Source organism: Streptomyces sp. BK340 (genome assembly GCF_007827595.1).
Lineage (GTDB): Bacteria > Actinomycetota > Actinomycetes > Streptomycetales > Streptomycetaceae > Streptomyces.
Genome location: NZ_VISR01000022.1, coordinates 84,244 through 109,005, shown reverse-complemented (window position 1 = coordinate 109,005; position 24,762 = coordinate 84,244). Strand labels below are relative to the sequence as shown.

Genomic DNA, 24,762 nt, shown 5'->3' with positions numbered 1-24,762 from the left:
ACGCCGACGGAGTACCGGAGCCGCTTCCGGCGCTCCGCCCAGCGCCCCGGTACGTCACCCGGCCGGCACCGGGACCCGGTCCCGCCACGGGATACGGGTGGCGGCCAGGGTGACGATCAGGGCCGAGGCCGCGACCGTGGCCATGCCCAGGGTCAGGCCGCCCGCGCCCGCGACGAAGCCGATCACGGCGGGTCCGGCCAGCAGTCCCGTCGTCCCCATCGCGGCGACCAGGGACAGCGCGTCCGAGCCGCGTTCGGCGGCGGCGACGTACACGCACGGGGTCACGGCGGCCGCGCCCAGTCCCACGCAGGCGAACCCCAGCAGGGTGGGCACCACCCCGCCGGCCGGCAGGGCCAGGGCCAGGCCGATGCCCGCCACGGCGCTGCCGGTGCGCACCACGCGTCCGTCGCCCCAGCGGCTGCGCCAGCGGTCCGCGCGCACCCGGGCGAGCAGCATCATGACCGAGACGACGGCGATGCCCAGCGGCGCCACCGTCGAGGAGGCCTTGACGACGTCCCGCATGTAGAGCGTCGACCAGTCGTTCATGGCGCCCTCGGTGATGGTGCCGAAGGCCATGGCGCAGCCCATCAGCAGGGTCTTCCCGGACGGCAGGGCCGGGCGCCCCCGCTGCTTCGGTGCCGTCTTCGGACCGGCGGGCCCGGATTCCGTCCGCGGGAGGAGGCCGGGGCGCGCGTAGCCCAGCAGAAGCAGCAACAGGACCGCGGCCACCGCGAAGTGGGCCGCAACGGACGCCGTCACGGCGGTGATGGCGGAGGCCAGCAGGGCGGCGGCGAGCAGGCCCGCGCTGAACGTGGCGTGCAGCTGGGACATGGCGGTGCGGCCGTACGCCGCCTCCAGGGCGGCGCCCTGGGCGTTCATGGCGACGTTCAGGCAGCCGACGGCAACACCGTCCGCGCAGATGACCAGCAGGGCGAGCGGATAGTTCGGCACCACCGAGAGGGCCGCCAGCAGCGCCACCAGGCACAGCGCGGAGGCCAGGGAGAGCCGCCGGGAGCCGAGCCTGCGCATCAGGACGGCGACGAGCGGGAAGGAGGCCGCCGCGCCCGCGCCGCAGGCCATCAGCAGCAGCCCCAGTTCCCCGGCGCCCAGGTCCAGCCTGGTCCTCAGCGCGGGCAGCCGGGCGGCCCAGGTGGCGTACTGGAGCCCGAGGAAGCAGAACAGCGCCGCGATCGCCCACTTGGCGCGGCGGAAGTCGGAGTTCTCCATCAGCTCGCCTCCCGGTACGCGGCCACCCGGGCCGACATGTAGACCGCGTCGCTGCCGTAGCCCGACGGCAGCCGGGCCTCGTGGTGCGCCCGGTAGCCGTTGGCGCGCCAGAAGGGCTCCTTGCCGCCGACCGCGATCAGCGACATGGTCCGGAAGCCGCGGGAGCCCGCCGCGTCCGTCAGGTGGCGCACCAGCCGGGTGCCCAGCCCCCTGCGGCGCAGGGGCGCGCCGATGACGAGGTCGTGCAGGTGGAGGTTGGCCGAGTGGTGGGCCGTGCGCTCGGGCCTGGTCAGGTCCGGGTAGCGGAACATGGGGTACGGCAGGGCCAGGACGTAGCCGGCGATGCGGCCGTCGAGGTCCAGCACGAAGCAGGTGCCCGCCGCGGCCCGGGACCGCAGCGCCGCCTCGCCCTCCGTCAGCGCGGTGTCCGCGTACGCCCCGGCCTCCAGGGCGGCGACCTGGGGCCAGTCGGCCTCGGTGATGCCCCGTACGAGGTCTCTCATCTCAGTGTTGTCCTTCCGGGCCGCGGGCGCAGACGCACGGCAGCGGGCGGATGCCGTTGAAGCCCTGGGTCGTGTAGCTGGTGGCGTAGGCGCCGGCGGACAGGATCCAGACCGGGTCGCCGGAGGCGAGGGTCCGGGGGACGCGCACCGGGTGCCGGCCGCCGCCGTAGGCGTCGTCGCTGTCACAGGTCGGCCCCGCGACGACGGCGGAGACACGGTCACCGTCGTCCTCGCCGGCCTGGGCGGGGAAGACCAGCCGGTAACTCAACTGGTCCATCTCGTAGAGGCCGTTGAACTTGCCGACGCTCAGGTACAGCCAGCGGGCGTGCGTCCCGTCCGGCTGCGCTCGCCCGGTCAGCCGGTACACATGGGCGCGGACCGCTCCGTGGTCGGCGACCAGGTGCCGCCCCGGTTCCAGGACGAAGCCGAGCGGGGCGGCGGTGAGGCCGCTCAGGTGCTCCATGCCCTCCCGGATCACGGTGAAGATCTTGTCCAGGGGCGGGTCGAGCGGGTTGCCGTGGCGGTCGAGGTAGCCGAGCGCGGGCAGGCCGCCGCCCAGATTGACGTGGTCCGGTACGACCCCCAGCCCCTCCAGCCTCACCAATACCTCGGCGACGGAGTCGAGGGCCTGCTGCCAGGCCTCGCCGGTCAGCTGCTGGGAGCCGACGTGCACAGACAGGCCGGCCGGGACGAGTCCGGACGAGCGAGCCGTGGTGAGGACCTGGACGGCGTCCTCGGCCGAGCAGCCGAACTTGCGGCTCAGGCCCCACAGGGCGCCGTCCCCGCTGGTGGCGAGCCGGCAGAACACGCGGGCGCCGGGGGCGTGTTCGGCGACGGCCAGCACGTCCTGCACGCTGTCGGTGGCGAAGGTGCGCACGCCGAGCCGGTGGGCCGCGGCGATGTCCGCGTCGGACTTGACGGTGTTGCCGTAGTGGATCCGGTCCACGGGCACGCCGGTGTGCAGGGCCTGGACGATCTCGGCGGGGCCGGCCGCGTCGAAGCCGGCGCCCCGGTCGGCGAGGCACCGCAGCACCTCGTCCACCGGGCAGGCCTTCAGCGCGAAACGGACCTGGACGCCGGGCAGCTCGGCCAGCAGCCGGTCGTACTGGGCCTCGATGCCGTCGAGGTCGTAGACGATGCGGTCCGCCGGGGCCGCGGCCAGTGCGGCGGCCAGCCGCGGGCTGATCTCCATGCTCACCAGCCCTCGTGTCCGGCCGCCTCGACCAGGTGCGGCCAGACCTCGGTCAGCAGGGCGAAGTCCTCGATGTCCGAGCAGGCCTCGGCCAGCAGCTGCAGGCGGCGCCCGGCCAGCAGCTCGGCGAACTCCTCGTAGCGGCCGCCCAGTTTGCGGTAGGCGGTGTCGAGACGGTCCAGGCGCCACACGTTCTCGGCGCGGTCCAGGGCGGTGCTCTCGCGCAGGAACTCCACGATCCGGCCGGCCCGTACGTGCTGCCGGTCGTCGAGGAGCCGGGCGCCCTCGGCGGCCATCCGGCCGTAGACGTGGTGGAAGTAGTGCATCGAGAGCAGGAACTTCACGAACCGGGTCTGGTAGGCCAGGAAGCCCGCGTCGGTCCGGCGTTCGGGGGTGTAGAAGTTCTCGATGTGCCGGTTGTGCAGGATGCCGGGCAGCGTGGCGTCGTGGACGAGGTGGATGAGGAAGTAGTCGCTGCCGATGGTGTCGGTGGCCGGGGGCAGCGGGATCCGTTCGTACACGTCGCGGTGGAGGGCGATGTTGCACATGTCGACCCGCATCGGGTCCACCAGGGTCAGGGTGGCGTGGTCGCCGGTGAAGGGGGCCGTGCCCGCCCCGGTGAAGGACTCCTCGACCAGCTGCCGCCGGTCCTGCGGTGACGAGCCGGCGGGCGCCCACAGGCCGACCACGTCGTGGTAGACGCTCTCGTCCAGGCGTCTCATCCCGGCTATGTCGACGGAGAGTTCACCGATGAAAGAGGCCCCGGCGAGCGACACCGGACGCTCCGCGTGGGCCGGGTCGAGGTCCGTGCGGCTGACGCAGGACGCGGCCTGCACGGCGGGCCTGCCCAGCCACGGGAGTTCGTGGTGGACGGGGAAGACCGGCTCCCCGTCCAGGAGTTGGTAGGTGCTGTCGGAGTCCCTGCGGTGCACCGAGTGGCAGCCGAGGGCGGCGGCCAGCAGGAAGGCGCGGTCGGTGCAGGAGCCGTAGGAGACTCCGGCGGGGAGCAGGAGGCCGAGCAGCCGGTCCGGGTCGCGCGGGCCGGCCCGCCGGATCACGCGGCGCAGGAAGTCGCGCTGCGGGTCCTCGCCGAGGTGGTGCACGGTGACGTTCGCCGCCGGGGGCAGTGCCGCGACGACGCGGGCATGCTCGGCGCGGGTGCGGTCGTCGGCGGAGTCGAGGACGAGCAGCTGGACGTCCGCGCCGAACCGCCGGGCGGCGTATTCGGCCTCCCGGTGGATCGCGGTGATGGTGGCGGAGCAGGCCCGGTTGGTGGGCAGGCACAGGCAGATCCGGTTCACCGCGCCGCCCAGGAGTCGAGGCCGAGCAGCTTGCGGCCCAGATCGTCCAGTTCGGCGGGGCCGTACCGGAGGGCCTCCGGCCTGCGCGCGTCGCCGAGCAGGGTGCCGTTCCAGTCGGGGGTGCCGAGCGTGCGCCAGGACTCGACGCGCGACCTCCGCAGCTCGGTGTGTTCCTCCAGGGCGGGCATCATCGACAGGTACTGGACGGCCCGGACGGCGCCCGCGGAGTGGTTCGGTGCCACGCCGTGCGCCAGCAGCCCGTTGAAGATCAGCAGGTCGCCGGCCTGGAGGTCGGGGCGGACCACGGGGAACTCGGCGCGGTCGACCGCGGGCCGGATCGGGTCGCGGCCGGCCGGCTGGGCGAGGCGCCACTCCTCGAAGCGGCGGAACAGCTCGGGTGCGCACTGGAAGCCGCCGAGTTCGGGCCGGGTGTCGCCCAGGGCGATGATGCCCTGGACCCGCTGCGGCAGCACGGCGAGTGTGGTGTCGACGTCCCAGTGCAGCTCGATGTCGAAGCCCTCGTCGGTCGGCTCGATCAGGGAGCGCGAGCGGGTGCGTACGTTGGGCGGGTTGAGGTTGAGCCGGTCCAGGGTGACCCACAGCTCCTCACAGTCCCACACGTCCACGAAGGCGTCGTACACGCGTTGGGCCTGGCGACTGTCCCAGATCAGCTGGTGGTGGTACGCCTCCACGAAGCCGTAGACGAACAGGTGCTGGTCGAGTTCGGAGCGGAACTCCGGCTCCTCGTACCAGGTTTCGGGTCGGTCGGGGTCGAGGCCCTGGAAGTCCCAGGCGAACTCGAGCAGGCTCTTCGCCTCGCCGGGGGTGATGGCCTCCCGGACGACGACATAGCCGTACGTCTGCCAGAAGGCGAAGTCCTCCTCGGACAGCACCCGCAGGGGGCGGGACTTCTCGAGGTCGCGCAGGGGGGTCGGGGCGAGGTACGTCTCGCCGTCCGCGCTGAAGTAGGGGCGGCCGGACGCCGCTCGGTGGAGGTAGGGGGTGGGCTTGTGCATGCCGTCACTCCGTGGTGATCGAACTGAAGCGCCCTCCCAAGCTGGACTAGACCAATTGACGGTGTCAACGATTACCGGTCGGTACCCCCGTCAAAGTGCCGCCCAACTGCCGCCCGAATGCCGCCGGTTGGACAAGGCAAAGGCCGACACCGGTGAGGCTTCCGGTGTCGGCCTGAGCGGGTGACAGGTGAGGTTCAGCCCTTGACGACCGCCTCCGCCGCCGCGATCCCGCAGACGCGGGCCGCGCCATGGGTGGCGATGTGCAGAGCGCCGCGCGGCGGGGCCTGCGGTACGCCCATCTCGACCACGACGGTGTCCGGCCGGGCGGCGAGCAGCATGTCCAGGGCGGAGCCCATCCAGGCGTGCCGGTGCTCGTCGCGGACCACGGCGACGACCCGGCGCCCGGCCGCTGCCGCGAGGGCCTCGGAGCCCGCGTCGGGCCCGCTGAAGGAGCCGGCGGTGCTGCCCGGCAGCAGCCTCAGCAGCTCGGCGGCCACGCCCCAGGGGGTCTCGTCACCGACGGCGATGTTCGGCGCGGGGTTGAACTGGGCGACGTGGACCGGTTCCGTGACCGGCGCCGCGGAGCCGTCGCGGGTCACGGTGAGAGCGCGGCGGGCCGCGATCAGGCCGATCTCCGGTTCGGGTACGGCGGTGCCGGCGTCGCTCTTCGCCTCGGCGGTCCACCGCGCCAGCGCCCGCACCCGGGCGGCCGCGTCGGCCAGACGCTCCTCGGGCAGTTCGCCGGAGCGTACGGCGGCCACGAGCCCGTCCCGCAGCTTGAGCACCGTCGCCTCGTCGCACAGGCCGCCGCCGACGCAGATCGCGTCCGCGCCAGCCGCGATCGCGAGGACCACGCCGTGCTCCAGGCCGTACGTCCCGGAGATGGCGCGCATCTCCATGCCGTCCGTGACGATCAGGCCCTGGTAGCCGAGTTCGCCGCGCAGGAGCTCGGTCAGGATGCGCCGGGAGAGGGTGCCGGGGCGCTCCGGGTCGAGGGCGGGGACGAGGATGTGCGCGCTCATCACGGCCCGGGTGCCGGCCGCGATGGCGGCGCGGAAGGGCGGCAGTTCACGGGCGTACAGCGTCTCCGCGTCCACGTCGATCCGCGGGACCGCGTGGTGGGAGTCGACGTTGGTGTCGCCGTGCCCCGGAAAGTGCTTGGTGCAGGCGGCGACGCCGGTGGACTGCAGGCCCTCGACCCAGGCGGCGGTGTGCCGGGCCACCAGCACGGTGTCCGCACCGAAGGCGCGCACCCCGATGACGGGATTGTCGGGGTTGGCGTTGACGTCGGCGGACGGCGCCCAGTCGAAGTTGACGCCGCAGGCGGCCAGCCGCCGGCCCAGCTCGCGGGCCACGCCCCGGGTCAGGCCCGGGTCGTCGACGGCACCGAGGGCGTGGTTGCCGGGGAAGGAGGAGCCGGTGCGCACGTCCAGACGGGTGACGTCGCCGCTCTCCTCGTCGATGGCCACCAGCAGGTCGTCCCGCTCGGCGCGCAGCTCGGCGGTCAGTGCGGTGACCTGCTTCTCGGTGACGACGTTGCGGCCGAACAGGGCGACGGAGGCAAGGCCTTCGCCGAGGCGGCGGCGCACCCAGTCCGGCGCGGTGGTGCCGTCGAATCCCGGCTGCAGCACCGCGAGGGCGTCCCTGGTGAGGGTGTCTGAGCCAGTGGCGAGCGTTGTCATCGGCGGTGTCATCCCTTCACGGCGCCGTCGGTCAGACCGCTGACGGCCTTGCGTTGCAGGAAGATGAAGAGGATCAGGATGGGCAGCGCGAACAGGGAGGAGGCGGCCATCGTGGCGCCCCAGTCGTCGCCGAAGGCGGTCTGGAACTGGGAGAGCCAGAGCGGCAGGGTCTGCTTCTCGATGTCCTTGTTGAGGATCAGGACCAGCGGGAACTCGTTCCAGGCGGTGATGAAGCCGAACAGCGAGGTGGCCATCAGACCGGGCGCCAGCAGCGGGAAGATGACCTTGACGAAGGCCTGGGTGCGGGTGCAGCCGTCGACCATCGCCGACTCCTCGAGCTCCTTCGGCACGGCGGCCACGTAGCCGCGCAGCGTCAGGATGGTCAGCGGCAGCACCATGATCGCGTAGAAGACGGTGAGCGGGACCAGGCTGTCGAGCATGTCGTTGTCGCGGACCAGCATGTAGATGGCGATGACCATGACCTCCCAGGGCGCCATCTGCGCCAGCATGAAGGTCACGATGAAGCCGCGCCGGCCCCTGAACCGCATCCGGGCGAGTGCGAAGGCGGCGAACAGGGCGACGACGAGCGACAGCAGCACCGCGCTGACCGTGACGGTGACGGAGTTGAGGACCAGGGTCCAGAAGTGGTCGGCGTCCACGGCCTTGGCGAAGTGACCGGCCGTGAGGTTCGTCGGGAACCACACCGGGTTCTCGGAGATGATGTCGCCGGTCGGCTTGAAGGCCGTCGCGAACATCCAGTAGACGGGGAACGCGAAGCCGACGAAGAGGACGGCGGCGGTCGCGTTGGGCCAGATGCGGCCGAAGACGGAGCGCTTCACAGCTCGTCCTCCTCTTGCTTGAGCACCATGCGCAGGTAGTACGAGGTGAGAGCGAGCAGCACCAGGATCGTCAGGAAGGAGATCGCCGCGCCGACGCCGAAGTGCTGGTTGCCGACGCCCTCGACGAAGGCGTAGACCGGCAGGGTCTCGGTGAGGCGGTCGGGGCCGCCCTCATTGATCGCGAAGATCTGCGGGAACGCCTTGAAGACCCAGATGACCTCCAGGAACGTCGTGGCGTACAGGAACGGCCGCAGGAACGGGAAGGTCACGGAGGTGAAGCTCTTCCAGGCTCCGGCGCCGTCCAGGGACGCGGCCTCGTACAGCTCCCTGGGAATCGTGGTGGTGGCGGCGTACAGGTTGATCGCCACGAACGGGATCGACTGCCAGACGATGATCAGCGTGATCACGGAGAAGGTGGAGAACTGGGAGCCGAACCAGTTGTAGTCGGCCATGGAGTGCCAGCCGAGCTTGTCCAGGCACCAGTTGACGACGCCGAAGCGCTGGGCGAACAGCCACTGGTAGACGGTGGTGGCCGCGATGACGGGCATGGCCCAGGCGAGGACGAGGCCCAGCATGAGCAGCAGCCGCATCTTCTTGCCGAGCCGGGCCAGCAGCAGTCCGGTCAGGGTGCCGAACAGCATGATCAGGACGACGTTGGCGGCGGTGAAGACGACCGAGCGCTCGACGACCTTCCAGAAGTCCGAACCGCTCAGGACCTCTTGGTAGTTGTCGCCGCCGTTCCACTCGGTGAGGTGCTGGATGAGCTGCCGCGGATTGAGGTTCTGGAACGACAGCATGCCGTTCTTCACCAGGGGCCAGCCGAGCAGGATCAGTGTGGCCAGCAGCGCGGGCAGCAGGAGCACATAGGGGGCGGCGGCACCGCGGCGGGACGGGGACCCGGAGCCGTGGTCCTCGCTCCTCGGCGGCCCTGGTGTCCGGGCCTTGCGGACAGCGGGCTCCCCGGCCGTGTCCGTGCCTTCGGTCTGCACTGACATGAGTTGCCATCTCTTCCGTGGCGGTACCGGCCTTGCCGGCCGTACGAACGACTGAGCCGGGGGCGTCCGCCGACGCCCCCGGCGCGGGTCATCAGTTCTGCTGGGCCAGGCGCTTGTTGATCTCGCCCTCGACCTGCTTGGCGGCGTCCGCCGGGGACTTACCGTTCAGCACCGCGGTCATGTAGGACTTGATCGGGTTCGGGGTGTTCTCCACCGCGGCCCACTCGGGGATCAGCGGGGTGGTGCCACCGACCGAGGCACCGGGCGCGGCGGCCTCGGCGACGGCGTTGCCCTTGAGGTTGGTCTCCAGGGACTGCTTGTTCGGGATGACGCCGTTGAGCTTGGCCAGCTCGCCCTCGAACTCGTCGGACAGGGCGACCTTCAGGAACTCCTTGGCCAGGGCCTGCTTCTTGCTGCCCTCGGCGACGGCGAGGTTGGAGCCGCCGAGGAAGACGCCCTCGGGCTTGTCGGCCGTGGCGCCCGGGACGGTGAAGTAGCCGAGGTCCTTCTCGATGGCCTTGTTGGCCTGGACCGCGGTGCCGGCCTCCCAGCCCATGCCGATGAACGCGCCGGTCTTGCCCTTGGCGAACACCTGGGCCTGCTGCGGGGTGGCCTCGTCCTTGTCCTTGGGGGCCTTGGAGTAGGAGGCGTACTTCTTGTAGGTCTCCATGGCCGCGGCGACCTTCGGGTCGCCCAGGTTGGAGACGTACTTGTCGCCATCCTTCTTCACCAGGTCGGCGCCCTGACCGATGGTCAGGCCGTCGAAGAAGTACCAGTTCTGGCCCGGCATGTAGAGCGGCTCGGCGTCGGTCTTCTTGCCGATGGTGTCCAGGTCCTTGAAGAACTCGTCCCGGGTCTTCGGGGTGTCCTTGATGCCGGCCTTGGCCCAGATCTTCTTGTTGTAGATGACGACGCGGTTGGCGAAGTACCACGGGGCGGCGTACTGCTTGCCGTCGTACACGGAGGACGCGGAGACCGACGGGGTCCAGTCCGAGCCGATCGCCTGCTTGAGGTCGCCCAGTTCGGCGAGGCCGCCGGTGGCGGCGTAGGCCGGGGTCTGGGTGTTGCCGACCTCGATCACGTCCGGCGGGTTGGACTCGGAGAGGGCGGTGGTGATCTTCTGCTGGATCCCGTCCCACTTCTGGATCTCGAACTTCAGCTTGGCGCCGGTCTTCTTCTCGAAGGCGGCCTGCACATCCTTGGACCACTGCGGCGGAGCCGAGCCGTCCATCGTCCAGACCGTCAGGGTCTGGCCCTTGAAGCTGTCAGGACCCGCGTTCTTGCCCGAGTCCTTCCCGTCGTCGCCGCCGCACGCCGAGACGGAGACCATCATGCCCGCGATCACGATCGCGGCAGCAAGCTTGCGCTTCACGCCACCCTCCTCAGGGATGCCACTAATCCCCCCACGCCCTCGGCGGTGACCTGCGTACGACGCTGTTGCACGTAGGGCTCGGGACCTGGCCACTAATGGTGTAGACCAGTACGGTGGAGCTTGGCCTAGACCTTTTGAGGTGTCAAGGGTGGTTCGGGAAGGCGATCCGGCCGTTACGAGAAAGTCACCGGAGCGCGTCCGTCCCCTTTTGCGCGGACCGTCGGCGGCGCGCCTGCTGGACTAGACCTCCCGCACTGGTTGGACTAGACCATAGGGCAGTTGGTCGCTATAACGGGAGCCCACCCACACAGCCGGGAAGGCAGGCATGGCCACCGACGTCAGCAGCGCCCAGCACCCCACGGGGGCGTCCGGCCGCACCGCGCGCGTGCCGAAGTACTACCGGATCAAGCAGCAGGTGCTGCAGATGACGCAGGCGCTGGAGCCCGGCTCCGTCATGCCCGCCGAGCGCCTGCTGGCCGTCCGGCTCGGCACCTCGCGCACCACCGTCCGGCAGGCACTGCAGGAACTGGTCGGGGAGGGACGGCTCGACCGCATCCAGGGCAAGGGCACCTTCGTCGCCCAGCCCAAGCTGTACCGGACCCTCCAGCTCACCTCGCACACGGAGGACATGCGCGCCCAGGGTCTGGAACCCGCCTCGCACATGCTGGACATCGGCGAGGTCGCGGCGGACGCCGAGCTGTCCGGCCTCCTCGGCATCGAGGTCGGCGAACGCGTCCTGCGCATCGAGCGGCTGCGGCTCGCCAGCGGCGACCCCATGGCGATCGAGACGACGCATCTGTCGGCGCGGCGCTTCCCCGGACTGCGGCAGTCGCTCGCCACGTACCCGTCGCTGTACACGGCCCTCGCCGAGGTGTTCGGCGTCCACCTCGCCGAGGCCGACGAGACGATCGAGACCTCGCTGTCGACCCCCCGCGAGGCCCAGTTGCTCGCCACGGACGTGGGCCTGCCGATGCTGCTGCTGTCCCGGCACTCCCGGGACGCCGAGGGCAGACCGGTGGAGTGGGTGCGCTCGGTGTACCGGGGCTCCCGCTACAAGTTCGTGGCGGCCCTGCGCCGGCCGGCACGCTGATGAGCCCGCTGCACACCGCGGCCGCCCCGGACAGCCTGGGCGCCGCGCTGGTCCGGGCCCGTGAGGAGGCCTGCCTCACCCAGGGGGAGCTGGCCGAGCGGTCGGGGCTGAGCGTGCGGGCCATCCGCAACCTGGAGACCGGTCACACCGCCCGCCCCCGCAGGCAGTCGCTGCAGCTCCTCGCCGAGGCGCTCGGACTCCCGTCCCGCGAGGCAGGACGGTTACTCCGGCTGCCCCGCGCCGGGTCCCCGGCCGCTCCCCCGGGCGCGGCCGTACCGGCGGAACTGCCCGCCGCCCCCCGCCACCGGCTCGTCGGACGGGATGCGCTGACGGCGGAGCTGACGGCCCGGCTCGCCCTGACCGAGCCCGGTCACGGCCGGCCCGCCGTGGTCGTCGGACCGCCCGGAGCCGGCAAGACCTCGCTGGTCCTGCGGGCCGCCCACGAGGTGCGCGGCCGGTTCCCGGACGGACAGGTCTTCGTCGACCTGCACCGCGCCGCCTCCCTCCCCTTCACCCCGGACGTGCTCGTGCGCCGGATACTGCGCTCCCTCGGCGGCACCCGCGCCCCGGAGAACCCGGAGGAGGCGCGCGCCCGGCTGCGGGACGCGCTCAGCCGGCGGCGGGTGCTCGTGGTCCTCGACAACGTCGACAGCGAGGCACAGGTACGGCCGCTGCTCGTGGACGACGGCAGGAGCGCGGTCCTGGTGGCCGCGCGGCGCGAACTGTCCGCACTGCCCGACGGGTTCCACCGCCGGATCGGCGCCCTGGACCGGCAGGACGCCCACCGGATGCTGGCGGACCTGGTGGGCACCGCCCGCATCCGCGCCGGGCGCCAGGCGGCACGGAGCGTCGTGGAGTCCTGCGCGGGGCTGCCGCTGGCCCTGCACATCGCCGGTCTGTGGCTCACCGCACGCCCGCACCGGTCCCTCGGCGACCTCGCGGACCGGCTGGCGGACGAGCGCGAGCGGCTGCGCTCGCTGCACGTCGGCGACCTGTCCCTGCACACCAGCGTCACCGCCTACTACCGCCTGCTGCCGCCCCCGCTGCGCGACTCGCTGCACCGGCTGCAGTCGGTGGGCGACGACTTCGGGGTGGACCAGCTGCTGTCCAGGGTGACCCCGTCCCGCCGGCTCGCCGTGGACCTGCTGGAGGAGCTGCTGCACCGCCAGCTGGCCGAGGCCGGCGAACCGGACCACGGCGGGCAGATCCGCTACCGCCTGCACGACGCGGTGCGCCTGTACGTGGCGCACGGCGCCTGACCGCATCCTCCGGCCGTGGGCTCAGTCCAGGAACGCCGTCTCGATCCAGCGGCGCACCGCCCGTGGACGCATCCGGTGCAGGCCGTCGACGGTGTCCGCCACCTGCTGGGAGCCGCCGAGCGAGAGGAACTTCTCCCGCACCAGGTCGGCGTGGCCCGCCCGGGTCTCCGGACCGGCGGCGCCCACCGGGATCAGCCGGGTGCGGGAGACCGTACGGCCGTCCGTCAGCCGTACGGTGACGCGTGCGCCGGTGGCCTTGGTGGACCGGGAGAAGTCCCGGTCGTCGGCCTGCAGCGCGCCGATCAGATCCACGAGTTCGTCGCCGCCGAAGCCGCGCAGCCACGGCACGGCCAGCTCGCCCGCCTCCCGCACGGCCTCGCCGAACGGCGCGTCGGACAGGAACAGTTCGCGGGTCATCTCCGTGTCGTGCTCCAGCCGGATCCGCTTCGCGAGCGCCCAGCGGTCGGGGTCGTCCAGATACGGCGCGGAGAAGTCGTCCACCGAGAACTCGCCGGTGAGCAGGGTGGTGGCCACCGGGTAGGGCACGTCGAGGACCAGCGCGCCCAGGGGTGAGCCGGGACCGGTGACGTACTGGGCGGCCCGCTCCCCCGCGAACAGCGTGTACAGGGAGGCCTCGACGACCACTTCGGCCACGTCCTGCGGCCTGAGCGGGCCGAGTTCCCGGTGGATCTCGGCGGCGCAGTCCACCGCCGCGTCGATGCCGGGCCCGCCGGGGTGCATCTTGAACGACAGCGTGTCGGTGTGCCAGCGGCGGCCCAGCCCCTTCGCCACCGCCTGCGGCAGCGGCACGGTCGCGAACCGGGCCAGGAAGCCGTCGCTGTGCTCCATGATGTCGGGCGCCCCGCGCAGCCCCGCGTACGCGGCGTCGCAGGCGTCCATCGCGGTGCGCACCGGCGTGAAGGTGTTGAAGAGCCGGGCGTCACTGGCGAGGAAGGCCCGCATCAGCGGCCAGTTGGGCATCGCGAAGGCCAGCCCGAAGGAGTTCTCGAAGAGGGAGGCGGAAGCCCGGTCGCAGTGCAGACGGCCCGCGACCGCGCCGGCCAGATGGGTGTGCACGGCGCTCTGGCCGCGCAGGGGTCCGAGGGTCGCGGAGGCGGTGATGCGGGCGGCGCACTCGTTGGCCACGACCACCGCGGTCAGCAGCGAGAGCCCGTCCAGCCGGCGGGCGTAGGCGAAGGCGAGCGGGACCGCGACCGTGGAGTTGGACAGGTGCCCGGCGTAAGCGGTGTCGTCCAGGTTCAGCCAGGAGCCGAGCGCGGCGAAGACGCCGGCGGCCTGCCGCGGGTCGCGCTGCATGGGGTGCCCGAAGGCGGCCACCAGCTTTCTGCCGAGGGGGTGCTGGAGACCGGCCCGGATGGAGGCGATCTGCGACAGCACCTGGCTCGCGGCGAGCTTCAGCACCCGGCACGGGATGTGCTGGGGGCGCAGGGTCGCGGCCCAGTGCGAGAGTTCGCGCAACGGGGTGTCGGCGGGCGCGCGGCCGCGGCCGGCCCGGGGCAGGGTCTGTGCCTGCTCGGCCCAGTCGGCGCACAGTGCCCGGGCGACGCTCTCCCCGAGGACAGCGGTCATGAGGCGGCTACCTTCCTTGCCGTGCGTACGTCACGGGTGGGAACGCAACCGCGGGAGCACCGTCGCCCCGGTGCTCCCGCGGTGTTGGGGGTGGTGCTCAGGCGGCCGGGACCTTGTCGAGGAAGCCGTAGACAGCCTTGATCTTGCCCTCGGCGTCGGTGACGATGACGTCGAAGCCGATCGCGATCGGCTCGGCACCCGGCTCGGTCACCAGGCCCCACTGGAAGCGGGCCTGGTCGTGGTGGGCGTCGACGGTGCCGTGCAGTTCGAAGGCGAGGCCCTTGAACTGGTCGCGGGCACCGGCCACCACGGCCCCGAAGCCCTCGTGACCCTCGACCGCCGCGAGCGGGTCGATGTACGGGGCGTCGGCGGTGAACAGCTCGGCGATGGCCGCGGCGCGCTTGTCGGCGTCCGCCTCGTTCCAGATGTCGAGGTAACGGGAGACGGTGGTGGTCAGGTCGCTCATGCGGGCGTTCTCCTCTGTGACTTGCTTGACTTGTTCTTCTGACAGGTGGCTTCGTACGGGCTTCAGGGGGTGGCCGGCGCCCAGACCGGGAGGGCTCCCGGGAGCACCTCGAAGGTGGCCGAGGCGCCGATGCCGTGCTGGTACTCGCCGTCGTGCTCCAGCGGCAGCCGGAGGCCGTCGGTGCGCTCGACGGTGATCGTGCGGCCACGTGCGTACACGGTCGCCGGATGGTCCATGTGCGCCGCGTTCAGCGTCAGTTCGGGCACGTCGACCGCGGCGATCCCGCTGCCGATGACGCAGACGTCGAGCAGTCCGTCGTCGAGCAGCGAGTCCGGCAGCACCCGGAACCGGCCGCCGCGGTACCGGCCGCCGCCGACGTTCGCGAGGACCGTGGGGCCCTCGTGCACGACCCGGCCGTCGACGGTGACCCGGCCCGGGTACGGCGGGTAGCCGTCGGCCGTGTCCGCGAAGGCGCGGGCGTACCGCTCCCGTCCGGTCAGGGGCAGCTCCCGGGCGGTGATCAGCGCGTCGGCGATCACACCCGAACAGGCACCCAGATAGACGTAGTTGCGGGTCTGGGCGAGGCGGGCCAGGTCCAGGCGGCGGAGCCGGGCGCTGCCGCCGATGCCGTTGTCGGTCAGGACCGCCTTCAGGGACTCGCTCCAGGGCCGCTCGCCCCAGAGCATCTTGTAGCCGGAGTTGCCGGTGCCGCCGGGCACCACCGCGAGGGTGGCGTTCCCGGTGACGGGCACCAGTCCCTGTACGGCCTCCCGGACTGTGCCGTCGCCGCCGATGACGACGATCAGGTCGGGCGCCCCGGCGGGCCGCTGCAGCGCCCGGCGCACGGCGACGGTGGCGTCGCCCGGTCCGGTGGTGAGGTGCACCTCTGTGCGCTCCAGGCAGGAGGCACACAACTGGCGTACCTCTTCGACCAGTTCGGGCGAGTGGCTGCCGGAAGCGGGGTTGCCCAGGACGAGTGCCCGGGTGGGAGCCGGGGCTGCGGTGTCTGCCATGAGGGGCGTACTCCTTCGTCGGACGGCACCCGCGGACCGGGCCGGCTGTGCGCCCGGCGTCGCGGCGATCCCCACTCTGCCGGGGCGCGCTGTCACCGGGCTGACACGGCGCTGACGCGGCACGCGGGAGCGGGAACGCGAACGTCCGGCCCCTTGCCGAGGGGCCGGACGCGGTGGGGACGACGGGTGTCACTCCTTGACGAACGCCAGCAGGTCGGCGTTGAGCCGGTCCGCGTGGGTCGCGAACATGCCGTGCGCCGCGCCCTCGTAGGTGATCAGCCTGCTGCCGGGTATCAGTTCGGCGGTCCGCGGGCCGCACAGCGGGTACGGCGCCGCCAGGTCGGCGGTCCCGTGGATCACCAGGGTGGGCACCGGGACCGCGGCCGTCTCCGTGCGCTGATCGGTGGTGAACAGCGTGCGGTAGATCTCGGTCCCGGCTCTGGGCGAGGTGTTCAGGCACATGCCGATCAGCCAGCCGGCGAGCTGCCCGGAGAGCGGCAGGTTGTCCGGGTCCGGCTCCGGGCCCGCGAAGAACGGCCAGGTCAGCGCGTCCAGCCAGGCGGCGCGGTCGGTCCGGATGGCCTGTTCCACCTGGTCGAAGAGAGCGGGTTCCAGTCCGTCGGGGTTGTCCGGGGCGCGCAGCAGGAACGGCGTCGTCGAGGCGACCAGGGCGAGCCCGGCCACCCGTTGCGTGCCGTACCGGGACAGATAGCGCACGCACTCCCCGCCGCCCACCGCGTAGCCGACCAGCACGGCGTCCCTCAGGTCGAGGTGGTCGAGCAGGTCGGCGAGGTCACCGGCCAGGGTGTCGTAGTCGTATCCGGTCCAGGGGATGTCCGAACGGCCGCTGCCGCGCCGGTCGTAGGTGATGCAGCGCAGCCCGTTCCCGGCGAGGAACGGCGCCTGGAACTCCCACATGCGCGAGTCCGCCATGGCCGCGCCGAGCAGAACGACGGGCCGTCCGTCGCCCCAGTCGCTGTAGTGCAGCCCGGTCCCGTCCCGGGTGGTGAGGTACGGCATCCTTCGTTGCCTCCTTCCTTCGTACGGCCGGGGTGCCGGTCGCTCACTTCCGGGCGGCGCGGCCCGGGGCCGCGAGCACCAGCAGGGAGGCGACGAGGCCCAGGCAGACGAGCGGGATCAGGGTGACGGCGAACGCGTGCGGATAGGCGTCGGCCTTGCCGCCGGCGTCCGCGAGCGCCGGGAAGAAGACCGTGCCGGCGATCGCCACGCCGACGGCGGCCCCGCCCTCCTGAGCGGTGTTGAGCAGCCCCGAGGCGGCGGCCGCGTGCTCGGGGACCGCACCGCCCAGGACCAGGTTGGTCAGCGGACCGGTGGTCAGGCCCATGCCGAGGCCGGCGACCAGCAGCACGGGCAGCAGCCACAGCACATGGCCGCTCATGTCCAGGCCGCGTGCCGTCAGCGCGATCGCGGTGTAGCCGACCGCCAGGACGAGCGGGCCGACGGCGACCCGGCGGGCGGTCACCGAGGCGGCGAACCGGGCCGAGACGATGGAGGCGCCGAAGTAGCCCGCGCCCAGCGCCAGGAACATCAGCCCGGACTGCAACGGGGTCAGGCCGCGGCCCAGTTGCAGGTAGAGGGCGAGGGTGAAGAAGAAGGAGCCCATGGCGAGGAAGTAGACGACCGTCGCGACCAGGCCGACCGAGAACAGCCGGGAGCGGAACATCGCCGGCTCGATCAGCGGACCGCGCCCGGCGGCCGACCTGCGGCGCAGGTGCCAGACGGTCACGGCCAGCAGCACGGCCGCCCCGGCGAGCGACTCCCACACCCACACCGGCCAGTCGCGCTCCTGCCCTTCGAGCAGCGCGAACACCAGCAGGCCCAGGGTGGCCGTGACCAGCAGGGCGCCGGCCAGGTCGAGCCGGGTGCCGCCCTGGCCGCGGGACTCGGGGATCGTGCGGCGGACGAAGGCGAGGGAGAGCAGGCACAGCGGGACGTTGATCAGGAAGATCGTGCGCCAGCTCAGGCCGGCCACGTCCACCGAGATCAGCGCGCCGCCGATGAACTGGCCGAAGACTCCGGCGAGTCCGATGACCAGGCCGTAGATGTTGAAGGCGCGGTCGCGGGCCTCGCCCGTGTACACCGTGCCGATGATGCCCAGCACCTGCGGCACCATGAGCGCGGCGGCGGCGCCCTGGGCGATCCGGGCCACCACGAGCACGGTCACCGAGGGCGCGAAGCTGCACGCGGCCGAGGCCGCCATGAACAGCACCATGCCGAGGGCGAACATCCGCCGGCGGCCGTAGAGGTCGCCGAGCCGGCCGCCGGTGATCAGGCCCGAGGTGAAGGCCACGCCGTAGCCGACGACGATCATCTGGGCCTGTGCGGCGGTGGCGTCGAGGTCGGCCTTGATGGCGGGGACGGCCACGTTGGCGATGAAGAAGTCCAGCACCGTGATGAACGTCCCGACGAGGACCACCAGAAGGGCACCGGCGGAGGGGGCGGCAGCCGGTGTGCCCACGGGGTTCGTCCTCGTACGCCCCTCGACCGCGACTTCCGGGCTTGCTTCAGAAGTCATGACGACTTCGTTTCCTTTCCTTGGTCATTCACTGTGGGTTGTCCGGTGCACCGGCGGATTTCCTCCGGTCACCAGGTCACGGGAAGTCGGTTCACCCCGTGGAAGACCGACTCGCGGCGGAACAGCGTGCGCGGGTCGGCCGCGAGGCGGAGGGCCGGGAAGCGGCGCAGCAGGGAGCGCAGGGCCAGCTCCATCTCGAGGCGGGCCAGCGGGGCGCCCTGGCAGTAGTGCGGTCCGAAGCCCCACTGCAGATGGCCGCTGGTGTCGCGGTGCGGGTCGATGCGGTGCGGACAGGCGAAGACGGACTCGTCGTGGTTGCCTGCGGGCACCGAGATGACGACGGCGTCGCCCTTCTCGACGGCCACGCCGCCGAGTTCCATGTCCTCGATGGCGAGGCGGACCATGGCGTCCTGGGAGATCGACCAGTAACGCATCGACTCCTCGATGAAGTTGGGGATCAGCGCGCCGTCGTCGGCGGCGACCCGGGCCCGCAGCTCGTCGTCGCGCAGCAGGGCGAGTACGTTCAGGGCGATCTGGTTGGTGGTGGTCTCGTGGCCCGCGACCAGGACGAGGCGGGCGATGCCGACGAGTTCGTCCAGGGTGAGGGCGCCGGTCGCGTGGTGGTTGACGGCGAGCCTGCTGATCAGGTCGTCCCCGGGGTCGGCGAGCTTGCGCAGCGCCAGCTTGGCGAGGTACTCCGACATCTCGACGAACGCGGCCAGGGAGACGGCGGGGTCCTCCTGGGAGATGATGACGCGGGTCTTCTCGATGAAGAACGGGGAGTCCTCCTCCGGGACCCCCAGTAATCGCGCGATGACGAGGGTCGGCAGCGCCCGGGAGAAGACGGCGTGCAGGTCGGCGGGCTGGGGCTGGACGGCCAGTTCGTCCAGCAGCTCGTCCACCAGCCGCTGGATTGGCTCGCGCAGCCGCTTGACGCGGCGGTAGGTGAACTCGGTCTGGATCATGCCGCGCAGCCGTGCGTGCTCGGGGTCGTCCTGACGAAGGAACGAGCTGGGGTTGCTCCCGGGCGGCAGCTGGATGCGCACGGGGGCGCCGGGTAACGTCTCGTCGGCGCTCAGCCGCGGGTCGGACAGCGCCTGGCGCACATCGTCGTACCTGGTCACCAGCCAGGCCAGTCGTGAATCGGCTACTCCCGCCGGGATGCGCACCACGCAGGGGGGTGCCTGGCGCAACTCGGCCAGCACGGGCGGCGGGTTGCCGTCCTCGGTGCGGGCGAAGGGCCAGTCCAGGATGTCGGTGTGGTCCGCGAGTGACATGTTCGTCCTCCGTGCTCGGGGGGCAAAGGTGATCCTCGGCACCGACTCTCTTTCTGCGTGGGGCACGTGAAGGGGCCCGGGCGGCACACGGAAGAGGAATCTTTACCTCCGAGCTGTGCGCGGACGCCGGACGCCACCTTCGCGCAGTGCCCTGACGCGGCGCTGACACAGCGCTGACACGGGTCCCCACGGGGGCCCGTGCGAGTCGGTGGTGAGTAATGACTTTGCCAAGGAGGACTGACCCGAAGCTGATCAGGAACTGACGAGGGCGGGCCGCGGGCGCGCGGCCGGCGGCGTGGGGGGCGGGGCCGTGGTGGGGGCACGGCCCTCCTGTCACCCGGGTGAGCGGCCGTCACCAGGTGACGGGGAGTTCCTCCAGGCCGTACACGAGGGTGTTCTCGCGGAAGCGCACGTCGTCGACGGGGACGGCCAGGCGGAGTCCGGGGAAGCGGGCGAAGAGGAAGCTCAGGCAGACCTCCAGTTCCATGCGGGCCAGCGAGGCGCCGGGGCACAGGTGTGCGCCGAAGCCGAACGCGAGGTGGCCGGAGGCGTTGCGGTGGATGTCGAGGCGGCCCGGGTCGGGGTAGACCGACTCGTCGTGGTTGGCGCCGGGGATCGCCACGATCACACCCTCGCCCTTGTGGATGTGCGCCCCGCCCAGCTCGACGTCGGCCACCGCGGCCCGCACCTGGTTGTCCTGCGAGATGGACCAGTAACGCAGCAGTTCCTCGACCGCCGGTCTGAACAGGGCCGGGTCGGCCTGGAGTTCGGCCCGCAGGGCCGGATCGCGCAGCAGGCTGAGGACGCTCAGGCTGATCTGGTGGGCCGAGGTCTCGTGCCCGGCGACCAGGAAGAACCGGGCCATGGCGACGAGTTCCTGGTGGCTCAGCTCGCCGGTCGCCACATAGCGGGTGACCAGCCGGCTGATCAGGTCGTCCTGCGGGTCGGCGGTGCGCTGCACGGCCAGCTCGTCCAGGAACCGGGTCATCTCCAGGAACGCGCCGTACGTCTCCTCGGGTGTCGCGTCCTGGGAGAGGATGACCCGGCTCTGCTCGGTGAACGTCGCCTCGTCCTCCTCCGGGACGCCGAGCATGCGGGCGATCACCAGCGACGGCAGCCGGACGGCGAAGTTCTCCACCAGGTCGACCGGGTTCGGGCCCTGCTCCAGCTCGTCCAGCAGCCGCCCGACGAGGAGTTCGACCTCGGGGCGCAGGGCGCGGGTGCGGCGGGCGGTGAACTCGGTCATCGCCATCCGGCGCAGCCGGCCGTGCTCGGGGTCGTCCATGCGGTTGAACGACATCACGCCGGGCTCCGGCGGCAGCTGGATCCGGATCGGGAAGCCCGGCTGCTGGTCGTCGGCGCTGAAGCGGTTGTCGTTGAGCACCTGACGGACGTCCGCGTGCCGGGTGACCAGCCAGGCTTCGCCGCCGCGTATGCGCACCCGCACCGGTGGCTCCTTGCGCAGGCCCTCGTATGCGTCCGGCGGCCCGTACGGGCAGGAACGCGCCATCGGCCACTCGGGAAGCTGCTGCTCGCATTCGGACATGGGAGTTCCCTCCGTTGGCTGGTTTCCAGTGGGTGTCCAGCGTTGGAGACATCCTGATGAGCAGTCCTGACAGGAATCTGATGGATTACTGACGCGTTTTCAGCCAGTAAATGACTGGTTTTCGATTGGCAAAAAGGGAAGGTTGCGTTCTGAACAACCGCAGGTGAGAGCCTTCCGGGAACACGGAAAACGGGGGCCGGCGTGAACTCGCCGGCCCCCGTCGGGGACTGTTTCCGCCGTCGGTCAGGCGGCCTCGGGCGCGCTCGCGGCACCCGCCTGCCGGGCCCGCGGCAGCAACTGCACCAGAGCCGCCACCAGGACGCAGAACCCGGCCTGCGCCAGCAGACTGATACCGAAGGCGTGGGCATAGGAATGGGCGTCGATCCGGTGCCCGGCCACGCCGAAGAAGACCACGCCGATCACCGCGATGCCGATGGCGTTGCCCATCTCCTGGGCGGTGGAGAAGACACCGGACGCGGCGGCCGCGTGGTGCGGGGCCACGCCCTCCAGGACCAGCGAGGTGAGCGGGGCGACGACGAAGCCCATGCCGAACCCGCCGAGCACCATGGCCGGGATGCACCAGGCCACGGAACCGCTGCTGTCCAGGTGCCACACGGTCTCGGCCAGCGCCAGGTCACCCGCCGCCAGCAGCACGGCGCCCAGGGCCAGCACCTGCTTGCCCAGCTTGGCCGCGGCCTTCGGCGCCTGCACCGAGCCGACGAAGAAGCCGAGGCCGAGCGGGATGAACAGCAGCCCGGAGCGCAGCGCGGACTGGCCGCGGCCCTCCTGCAGATACAGCGCGAGGACCAGGAAGAAGGAGGCCATCGCGGCGAAGAACACCAGCAGGGAGACCACACCCACACCGAACGCACGGTCCTCGAAGAGGCTCGGGTTGACCAGCGGCGACCTGCCGCGGGCCGCCTTGCGGCGCTGGGTGTACCAGAAGGCGGCCAGCAGCGGTACGGCGGCCACCAGGCACTCCCAGGTCCAGGTGGGCCAGCCCTGCTCACGGCCCTCGACCAGCGGCAGCACGACGGCGGTGAGCCCGGCGGTCACCAGGACCACACCGGTCAGGTCGAGGCCCGTGTGGCCGTCGGCGCGGGACTCGGGCACCAGCTTCGGGGTCAGCAGCAGGACGACGGCGCCGATCGGCACGTTGATCAGGAAGATGGTCCGCCAGTCCCAGCCGAACACGTCCGCCTTGATCAGCAGGCCGCCGATCAGCTGCCCGAAGACGGCCGAGGCGCCGAGCGTCAGGCCGTAGGCGTTGAACGCGGCGACCCGGGCCTTGCCCGTGTACGTCGTGGTCAGGATGCCGAGGACCTGCGGGATGACCAGCGCGGCCGCGGCGCCCTGCACCGCGCGCGCCGCGATCAGCTCGCCCATGTTCGGCGCGAGGCCGCAGGCCAGTGAGGCCAGCGTGAACAGGGCCAGGCCGATGGAGAAGATCCGCCGGCGGCCGTAGAGGTCGCCGAGCCGGCCGCCGGTGATCAGCATGGCCGACAGACCGATGTTGAACGTGGCGGCGACCAGCTGGATCTCGGCCGCGGTGGCGTGCATCCCCTGTTGCAGCGAGGGGATGGCCACGTTGACGATGAAGAAGTCGAGGTTGGTGATGAACAGGCCGGCCAGCACGACCAGAAGCGCGCCCCACGCGGGTGCTCCGGCGGCCTCCTCGATGTCCGGTGGCGGTGCGGCCGAGGCCGCGCTGCCGGTCAGTTCCGCTTCGGTGGTCATGGACGACCCTCCCTAGGTCGTTTTGTGCCGGTTGATTGCGGGCCACGAGGGTCCGCGACGCACTGCGGGGCGCGGGACAGCACCCGGAACACAGTCATCGGGTCACTGTCCCGCGCCCCGCTGACGCGGCGCTGACGCGGCGCTGACGCGGCGCTGACGCGGCCTCCGGTCTCAGGGCCTGCTCTGGCCCGCGGCCCTGGCCACGGTCCGCTGCAGCCGGTGCGCGAAGTGCGCGGTGACGGCCTGGGCGTGCGTGTCGATGTAGAAGTGACCGCCCTCGTACTCGCTGTGGCCGAGGTAGCCGGGGGTGCGCCCGGCCCAGTGGGTCATGGCGTCCGGGGCCTCCTGCAGCGGGTCGCTGCGACCGCCGTAGGAGGCGAGCGGGCAGGTGACGCCGGCGCCGTCGTCCTCGTAGTCGCCGGCGACCCTGAGGTCGGCGCGCAGTGCGGGCACGACGAGCGCGAGCATCTCGGGGTTGTCGTAGATCTCGGCCGGGAACGAGCCCAGCTTCTTGATCCACTCGACCAGTTCGGGCTCCGGCATCCGGCTCTGCTCCTCCGTCGGCTGGAAGAAGCCCACCGGCGACCAGCCGGACATGCCGACCATCACCGGAGCCGGCCCGCCCTCCGCCTCCATCTTGATGGCGAGCCGGAACGCCAGCTGTGCGCCGAGGCAGTGGCCGAAGAAGGCGAACGGCCGGTCGTCCAGGTCGCCCAGGACCGCCTCGTGCAGGGCGTCGAGCAGCGGCCAGAAGTTCTCGTAGCTCTGCTCCTCCCGGCGGTTGTGACGGCCCGGCAGGGTCACCGCCTGGGCCGCGATGTCCGGGGGCAGCAGGCTCTCCCAGTCGCGGTAGATGATGGCGCCGCTGCCCGCGTGGGGCAGCAGGAACAGCCGGATGGAGGCGTCGGGCGAGGGCTCCACGGGGTGGAACCAGTGCCCCTCGGTGGACATCTGGCTGCCGACGGTGCCGATGGCGGTGGTCACGACTGCGTACTCCCAACGGTGGTGGACGGGCCGAGGGCGCGTACCGCGGGCAGCAGCACCTCGGCGATCTCCTTCAACTGCGGCTCGGGGTCCAGGGATCCGATCCGTACGACCAGGTGCCGGGCGCCGGCGCGGACGTAGTCGCCGAGCCACTCGGCGCACTTCTCGGCGCTGCCCCAGGCGTAGGCCTGGATGCTCCGCATCTGCTCCAGGGAGCGGCCGTAGTAGTGGCTGATGTAGTGCTCCAGTTCGGCCTTGGCCGCGCTCTCACTGGCGTTGACCGTGACGGTGGCGTACAGCGCCGGGACGACCGCGTCGGCTCCCCGCCCCGCCTCCTCGGCGAGTTCGGCGATACGACGGCGGGCGCGTGCGTAGGCGTCGACGTCCGGGAGGAAGGGCAGCCAGCCGTCGTAGCGCGTGGCCACGCGGGCCAGGACCTTGGAGGTGTCGCTGCCGGCCAGCCAGAGCGGCGGGCCGCCGGGGATCGCGGGCGAGGGGAGCCGGTCAAGGTTCTCTGCCTGCCAGAACTTGCCCTGGAAGTCGCCGGGTTCGCCCTCCTCGCCCGACCGCCACGCCGTCCGCCACAGGGCGGTGATCTCGTCCAGGCGGCCGACGCGGCCCTGGAAGGAGGCGCCGACGGAGGCGAACTCCTCCTCGGTCTCGGGCATCGGGAAGCCCGAACCGAGGCCGAGGATCAGCCGGTCGGCGGCGACATGGCTGAGGCTCGCGATCATGTTGGCGCCGATGAGGGGGTGGCGCAGGGCGGGGGTGAGGGCGGCGGTGCCGACAGTGATGCGGTTCGTGGCGGCGGCCGCGGCCGACAGCACGATCAGGGGATCCAGGCGGGGGCGGGCGGTCAGGGAGTCCCCGGCCCACAAGGAGTCGAAGCCGAGCGTTTCCGCGGTTTTGGCGAAGTCGATCAGCGGGGCTGCCGCGTAGGTGCCGTTGATCGCCTGCTCCCGGGTGGGGAGGAGGATGCCGATCTGGAGAGGGGGCCGGCCGTGGTCTGCGGTCTGCGGGCCGGTGGCGGCTGGTCGCGCCCCGCGGCGGAGCCGCATATCAGCACGGCCCCGCGCCCCTTGGGAGTTGCTCTCTTCGGCGTTGGAAGGCATACGTCGGTTTCCTTTCTCAAGTGAC

General features: G+C 71.8%; 21 protein-coding genes. 2 read left to right on the top strand and 19 right to left on the bottom strand.

Going from position 1 to position 24,762, the window contains the following annotated elements:
• Positions 1-54: 54 nt before the first annotated feature.
• From FB157_RS31900 to FB157_RS31860, 9 genes are all read right to left on the bottom strand, one after another.
• The gene (locus tag FB157_RS31900; protein WP_145884134.1) at positions 55-1,227 is read right to left on the bottom strand and encodes an MFS transporter; all 1,173 of its coding nucleotides are present in this window, start codon (positions 1,225-1,227) and stop codon (positions 55-57) included.
• Entirely contained in the window at positions 1,227-1,730 is a 504-nt protein-coding gene (locus tag FB157_RS31895) for a GNAT family N-acetyltransferase (protein ID WP_145884133.1), read from the bottom strand. Before FB157_RS31895 ends, FB157_RS31900 begins: the two co-directional genes overlap by 1 nt.
• A 1-nt stretch (position 1,731) precedes the next feature.
• On the bottom strand, positions 1,732-2,922 hold the full coding sequence (locus tag FB157_RS31890) for a type III PLP-dependent enzyme (RefSeq protein ID WP_145884132.1): 1,191 nt from the start codon (positions 2,920-2,922) through the stop codon (positions 1,732-1,734).
• Positions 2,923-2,924: 2 nt separating this feature from the next.
• Complete coding sequence (locus tag FB157_RS31885; RefSeq protein WP_145884131.1) at positions 2,925-4,223, bottom strand: DUF6271 family protein; 1,299 nt, start codon at positions 4,221-4,223, stop codon at positions 2,925-2,927.
• Complete coding sequence (locus tag FB157_RS31880) at positions 4,220-5,239, bottom strand: phytanoyl-CoA dioxygenase family protein (protein WP_145884130.1); 1,020 nt, start codon at positions 5,237-5,239, stop codon at positions 4,220-4,222. The genes FB157_RS31885 and FB157_RS31880 overlap by 4 nt, the downstream gene beginning before the upstream one ends.
• 194 nt (positions 5,240-5,433) lie before the next feature.
• Entirely contained in the window at positions 5,434-6,921 is a 1,488-nt protein-coding gene (locus FB157_RS31875) for a glycoside hydrolase family 3 protein (protein ID WP_145884129.1), read from the bottom strand.
• Positions 6,922-6,929: 8 nt separating this feature from the next.
• Positions 6,930-7,760: a carbohydrate ABC transporter permease gene (locus FB157_RS31870; RefSeq protein WP_145884128.1), complete on the bottom strand. Its 831-nt coding sequence runs from the start codon at positions 7,758-7,760 to the stop codon at positions 6,930-6,932.
• A complete protein-coding gene (locus tag FB157_RS31865) occupies positions 7,757-8,755 on the bottom strand; it encodes a carbohydrate ABC transporter permease (protein ID WP_186581784.1) in 999 nt (332 codons plus the stop codon). Before FB157_RS31865 ends, FB157_RS31870 begins: the two co-directional genes overlap by 4 nt.
• Positions 8,756-8,846: 91 nt before the next feature.
• Positions 8,847-10,127, bottom strand: a complete 1,281-nt coding sequence (locus tag FB157_RS31860; RefSeq protein ID WP_145884127.1) for an extracellular solute-binding protein — start codon at positions 10,125-10,127, stop codon at positions 8,847-8,849.
• A 325-nt stretch (positions 10,128-10,452) separates the two neighbouring features.
• Between FB157_RS31860 and FB157_RS31855 the strand changes: the two genes are divergently transcribed.
• Both FB157_RS31855 and FB157_RS31850 read left to right on the top strand, forming a co-directional pair.
• The gene (locus tag FB157_RS31855) at positions 10,453-11,217 is read left to right on the top strand and encodes a GntR family transcriptional regulator (RefSeq protein WP_145884126.1); all 765 of its coding nucleotides are present in this window, start codon (positions 10,453-10,455) and stop codon (positions 11,215-11,217) included.
• Positions 11,217-12,476, top strand: a complete 1,260-nt coding sequence (locus FB157_RS31850) for a helix-turn-helix domain-containing protein (protein ID WP_145884125.1) — start codon at positions 11,217-11,219, stop codon at positions 12,474-12,476. The genes FB157_RS31855 and FB157_RS31850 overlap by 1 nt, the downstream gene beginning before the upstream one ends.
• 21 nt (positions 12,477-12,497) lie before the next feature.
• Here FB157_RS31850 and FB157_RS31845 read toward each other — a convergent pair whose 3' ends face one another.
• The 10 genes from FB157_RS31845 to FB157_RS31800 all read right to left on the bottom strand — a co-directional run bounded on the left by FB157_RS31845 (position 12,498) and on the right by FB157_RS31800 (position 24,737).
• Entirely contained in the window at positions 12,498-14,066 is a 1,569-nt protein-coding gene (locus FB157_RS31845; RefSeq protein WP_186581783.1) for an MmgE/PrpD family protein, read from the bottom strand.
• Between the two features lie 97 nt (positions 14,067-14,163).
• Positions 14,164-14,532: a nuclear transport factor 2 family protein gene (locus tag FB157_RS31840; RefSeq protein WP_145884124.1), complete on the bottom strand. Its 369-nt coding sequence runs from the start codon at positions 14,530-14,532 to the stop codon at positions 14,164-14,166.
• 62 nt (positions 14,533-14,594) lie between these two features.
• A complete protein-coding gene (locus FB157_RS31835; protein ID WP_145884123.1) occupies positions 14,595-15,545 on the bottom strand; it encodes a diacylglycerol kinase family protein in 951 nt (316 codons plus the stop codon).
• A 189-nt stretch (positions 15,546-15,734) separates the two neighbouring features.
• On the bottom strand, positions 15,735-16,565 hold the full coding sequence (locus FB157_RS31830; protein WP_145884122.1) for an alpha/beta fold hydrolase: 831 nt from the start codon (positions 16,563-16,565) through the stop codon (positions 15,735-15,737).
• 43 nt (positions 16,566-16,608) lie between these two features.
• On the bottom strand, positions 16,609-18,081 hold the full coding sequence (locus FB157_RS31825) for an MFS transporter (RefSeq protein WP_145884121.1): 1,473 nt from the start codon (positions 18,079-18,081) through the stop codon (positions 16,609-16,611).
• A 68-nt stretch (positions 18,082-18,149) separates the two neighbouring features.
• Complete coding sequence (locus tag FB157_RS31820) at positions 18,150-19,358, bottom strand: cytochrome P450 (protein ID WP_145884120.1); 1,209 nt, start codon at positions 19,356-19,358, stop codon at positions 18,150-18,152.
• Positions 19,359-19,710: 352 nt separating this feature from the next.
• On the bottom strand, positions 19,711-20,904 hold the full coding sequence (locus FB157_RS31815) for a cytochrome P450 (RefSeq protein ID WP_145884119.1): 1,194 nt from the start codon (positions 20,902-20,904) through the stop codon (positions 19,711-19,713).
• 243 nt (positions 20,905-21,147) lie between these two features.
• Complete coding sequence (locus FB157_RS31810) at positions 21,148-22,641, bottom strand: MFS transporter (protein ID WP_145884118.1); 1,494 nt, start codon at positions 22,639-22,641, stop codon at positions 21,148-21,150.
• Positions 22,642-22,812: 171 nt separating this feature from the next.
• Positions 22,813-23,592 (bottom strand): thioesterase II family protein, encoded by a 780-nt coding sequence (locus FB157_RS31805; protein ID WP_145884188.1) that lies wholly within the window; start codon positions 23,590-23,592, stop codon positions 22,813-22,815.
• Between the two features lie 29 nt (positions 23,593-23,621).
• On the bottom strand, positions 23,622-24,737 hold the full coding sequence (locus tag FB157_RS31800; protein ID WP_261386670.1) for an LLM class flavin-dependent oxidoreductase: 1,116 nt from the start codon (positions 24,735-24,737) through the stop codon (positions 23,622-23,624).
• Positions 24,738-24,762 lie beyond the last annotated feature (25 nt).

What these genes read in the sequence shown, in the direction of transcription:
- FB157_RS31900 (WP_145884134.1), bottom strand. Translation starts at nt 1,227, where the DNA reads ATGGAGAACTCCGACTTCCGCCGCGCCAAGTGGGCGATCGCGGCGCTG.
- FB157_RS31875 (WP_145884129.1), bottom strand. Translation starts at nt 6,921, where the DNA reads ATGACAACGCTCGCCACTGGCTCAGACACCCTCACCAGGGACGCCCTC.
- FB157_RS31835 (WP_145884123.1), bottom strand. Translation starts at nt 15,545, where the DNA reads ATGGCAGACACCGCAGCCCCGGCTCCCACCCGGGCACTCGTCCTGGGC.
- FB157_RS31890 (WP_145884132.1), bottom strand. Translation starts at nt 2,922, where the DNA reads ATGGAGATCAGCCCGCGGCTGGCCGCCGCACTGGCCGCGGCCCCGGCG.
- FB157_RS31815 (WP_145884119.1), bottom strand. Translation starts at nt 20,904, where the DNA reads ATGTCCGAATGCGAGCAGCAGCTTCCCGAGTGGCCGATGGCGCGTTCC.
- FB157_RS31855 (WP_145884126.1), top strand. Translation starts at nt 10,453, where the DNA reads ATGGCCACCGACGTCAGCAGCGCCCAGCACCCCACGGGGGCGTCCGGC.
- FB157_RS31830 (WP_145884122.1), bottom strand. Translation starts at nt 16,565, where the DNA reads ATGCCGTACCTCACCACCCGGGACGGGACCGGGCTGCACTACAGCGAC.
- FB157_RS31825 (WP_145884121.1), bottom strand. Translation starts at nt 18,081, where the DNA reads ATGACTTCTGAAGCAAGCCCGGAAGTCGCGGTCGAGGGGCGTACGAGG.
- FB157_RS31850 (WP_145884125.1), top strand. Translation starts at nt 11,217, where the DNA reads ATGAGCCCGCTGCACACCGCGGCCGCCCCGGACAGCCTGGGCGCCGCG.
- FB157_RS31845 (WP_186581783.1), bottom strand. Translation starts at nt 14,066, where the DNA reads ATGACCGCTGTCCTCGGGGAGAGCGTCGCCCGGGCACTGTGCGCCGAC.
- FB157_RS31820 (WP_145884120.1), bottom strand. Translation starts at nt 19,358, where the DNA reads ATGTCACTCGCGGACCACACCGACATCCTGGACTGGCCCTTCGCCCGC.
- FB157_RS31865 (WP_186581784.1), bottom strand. Translation starts at nt 8,755, where the DNA reads ATGTCAGTGCAGACCGAAGGCACGGACACGGCCGGGGAGCCCGCTGTC.
- FB157_RS31880 (WP_145884130.1), bottom strand. Translation starts at nt 5,239, where the DNA reads ATGCACAAGCCCACCCCCTACCTCCACCGAGCGGCGTCCGGCCGCCCC.
- FB157_RS31805 (WP_145884188.1), bottom strand. Translation starts at nt 23,592, where the DNA reads ATGTCCACCGAGGGGCACTGGTTCCACCCCGTGGAGCCCTCGCCCGAC.
- FB157_RS31840 (WP_145884124.1), bottom strand. Translation starts at nt 14,532, where the DNA reads ATGAGCGACCTGACCACCACCGTCTCCCGTTACCTCGACATCTGGAAC.
- FB157_RS31800 (WP_261386670.1), bottom strand. Translation starts at nt 24,737, where the DNA reads ATGCCTTCCAACGCCGAAGAGAGCAACTCCCAAGGGGCGCGGGGCCGT.
- FB157_RS31810 (WP_145884118.1), bottom strand. Translation starts at nt 22,641, where the DNA reads ATGACCACCGAAGCGGAACTGACCGGCAGCGCGGCCTCGGCCGCACCG.
- FB157_RS31895 (WP_145884133.1), bottom strand. Translation starts at nt 1,730, where the DNA reads ATGAGAGACCTCGTACGGGGCATCACCGAGGCCGACTGGCCCCAGGTC.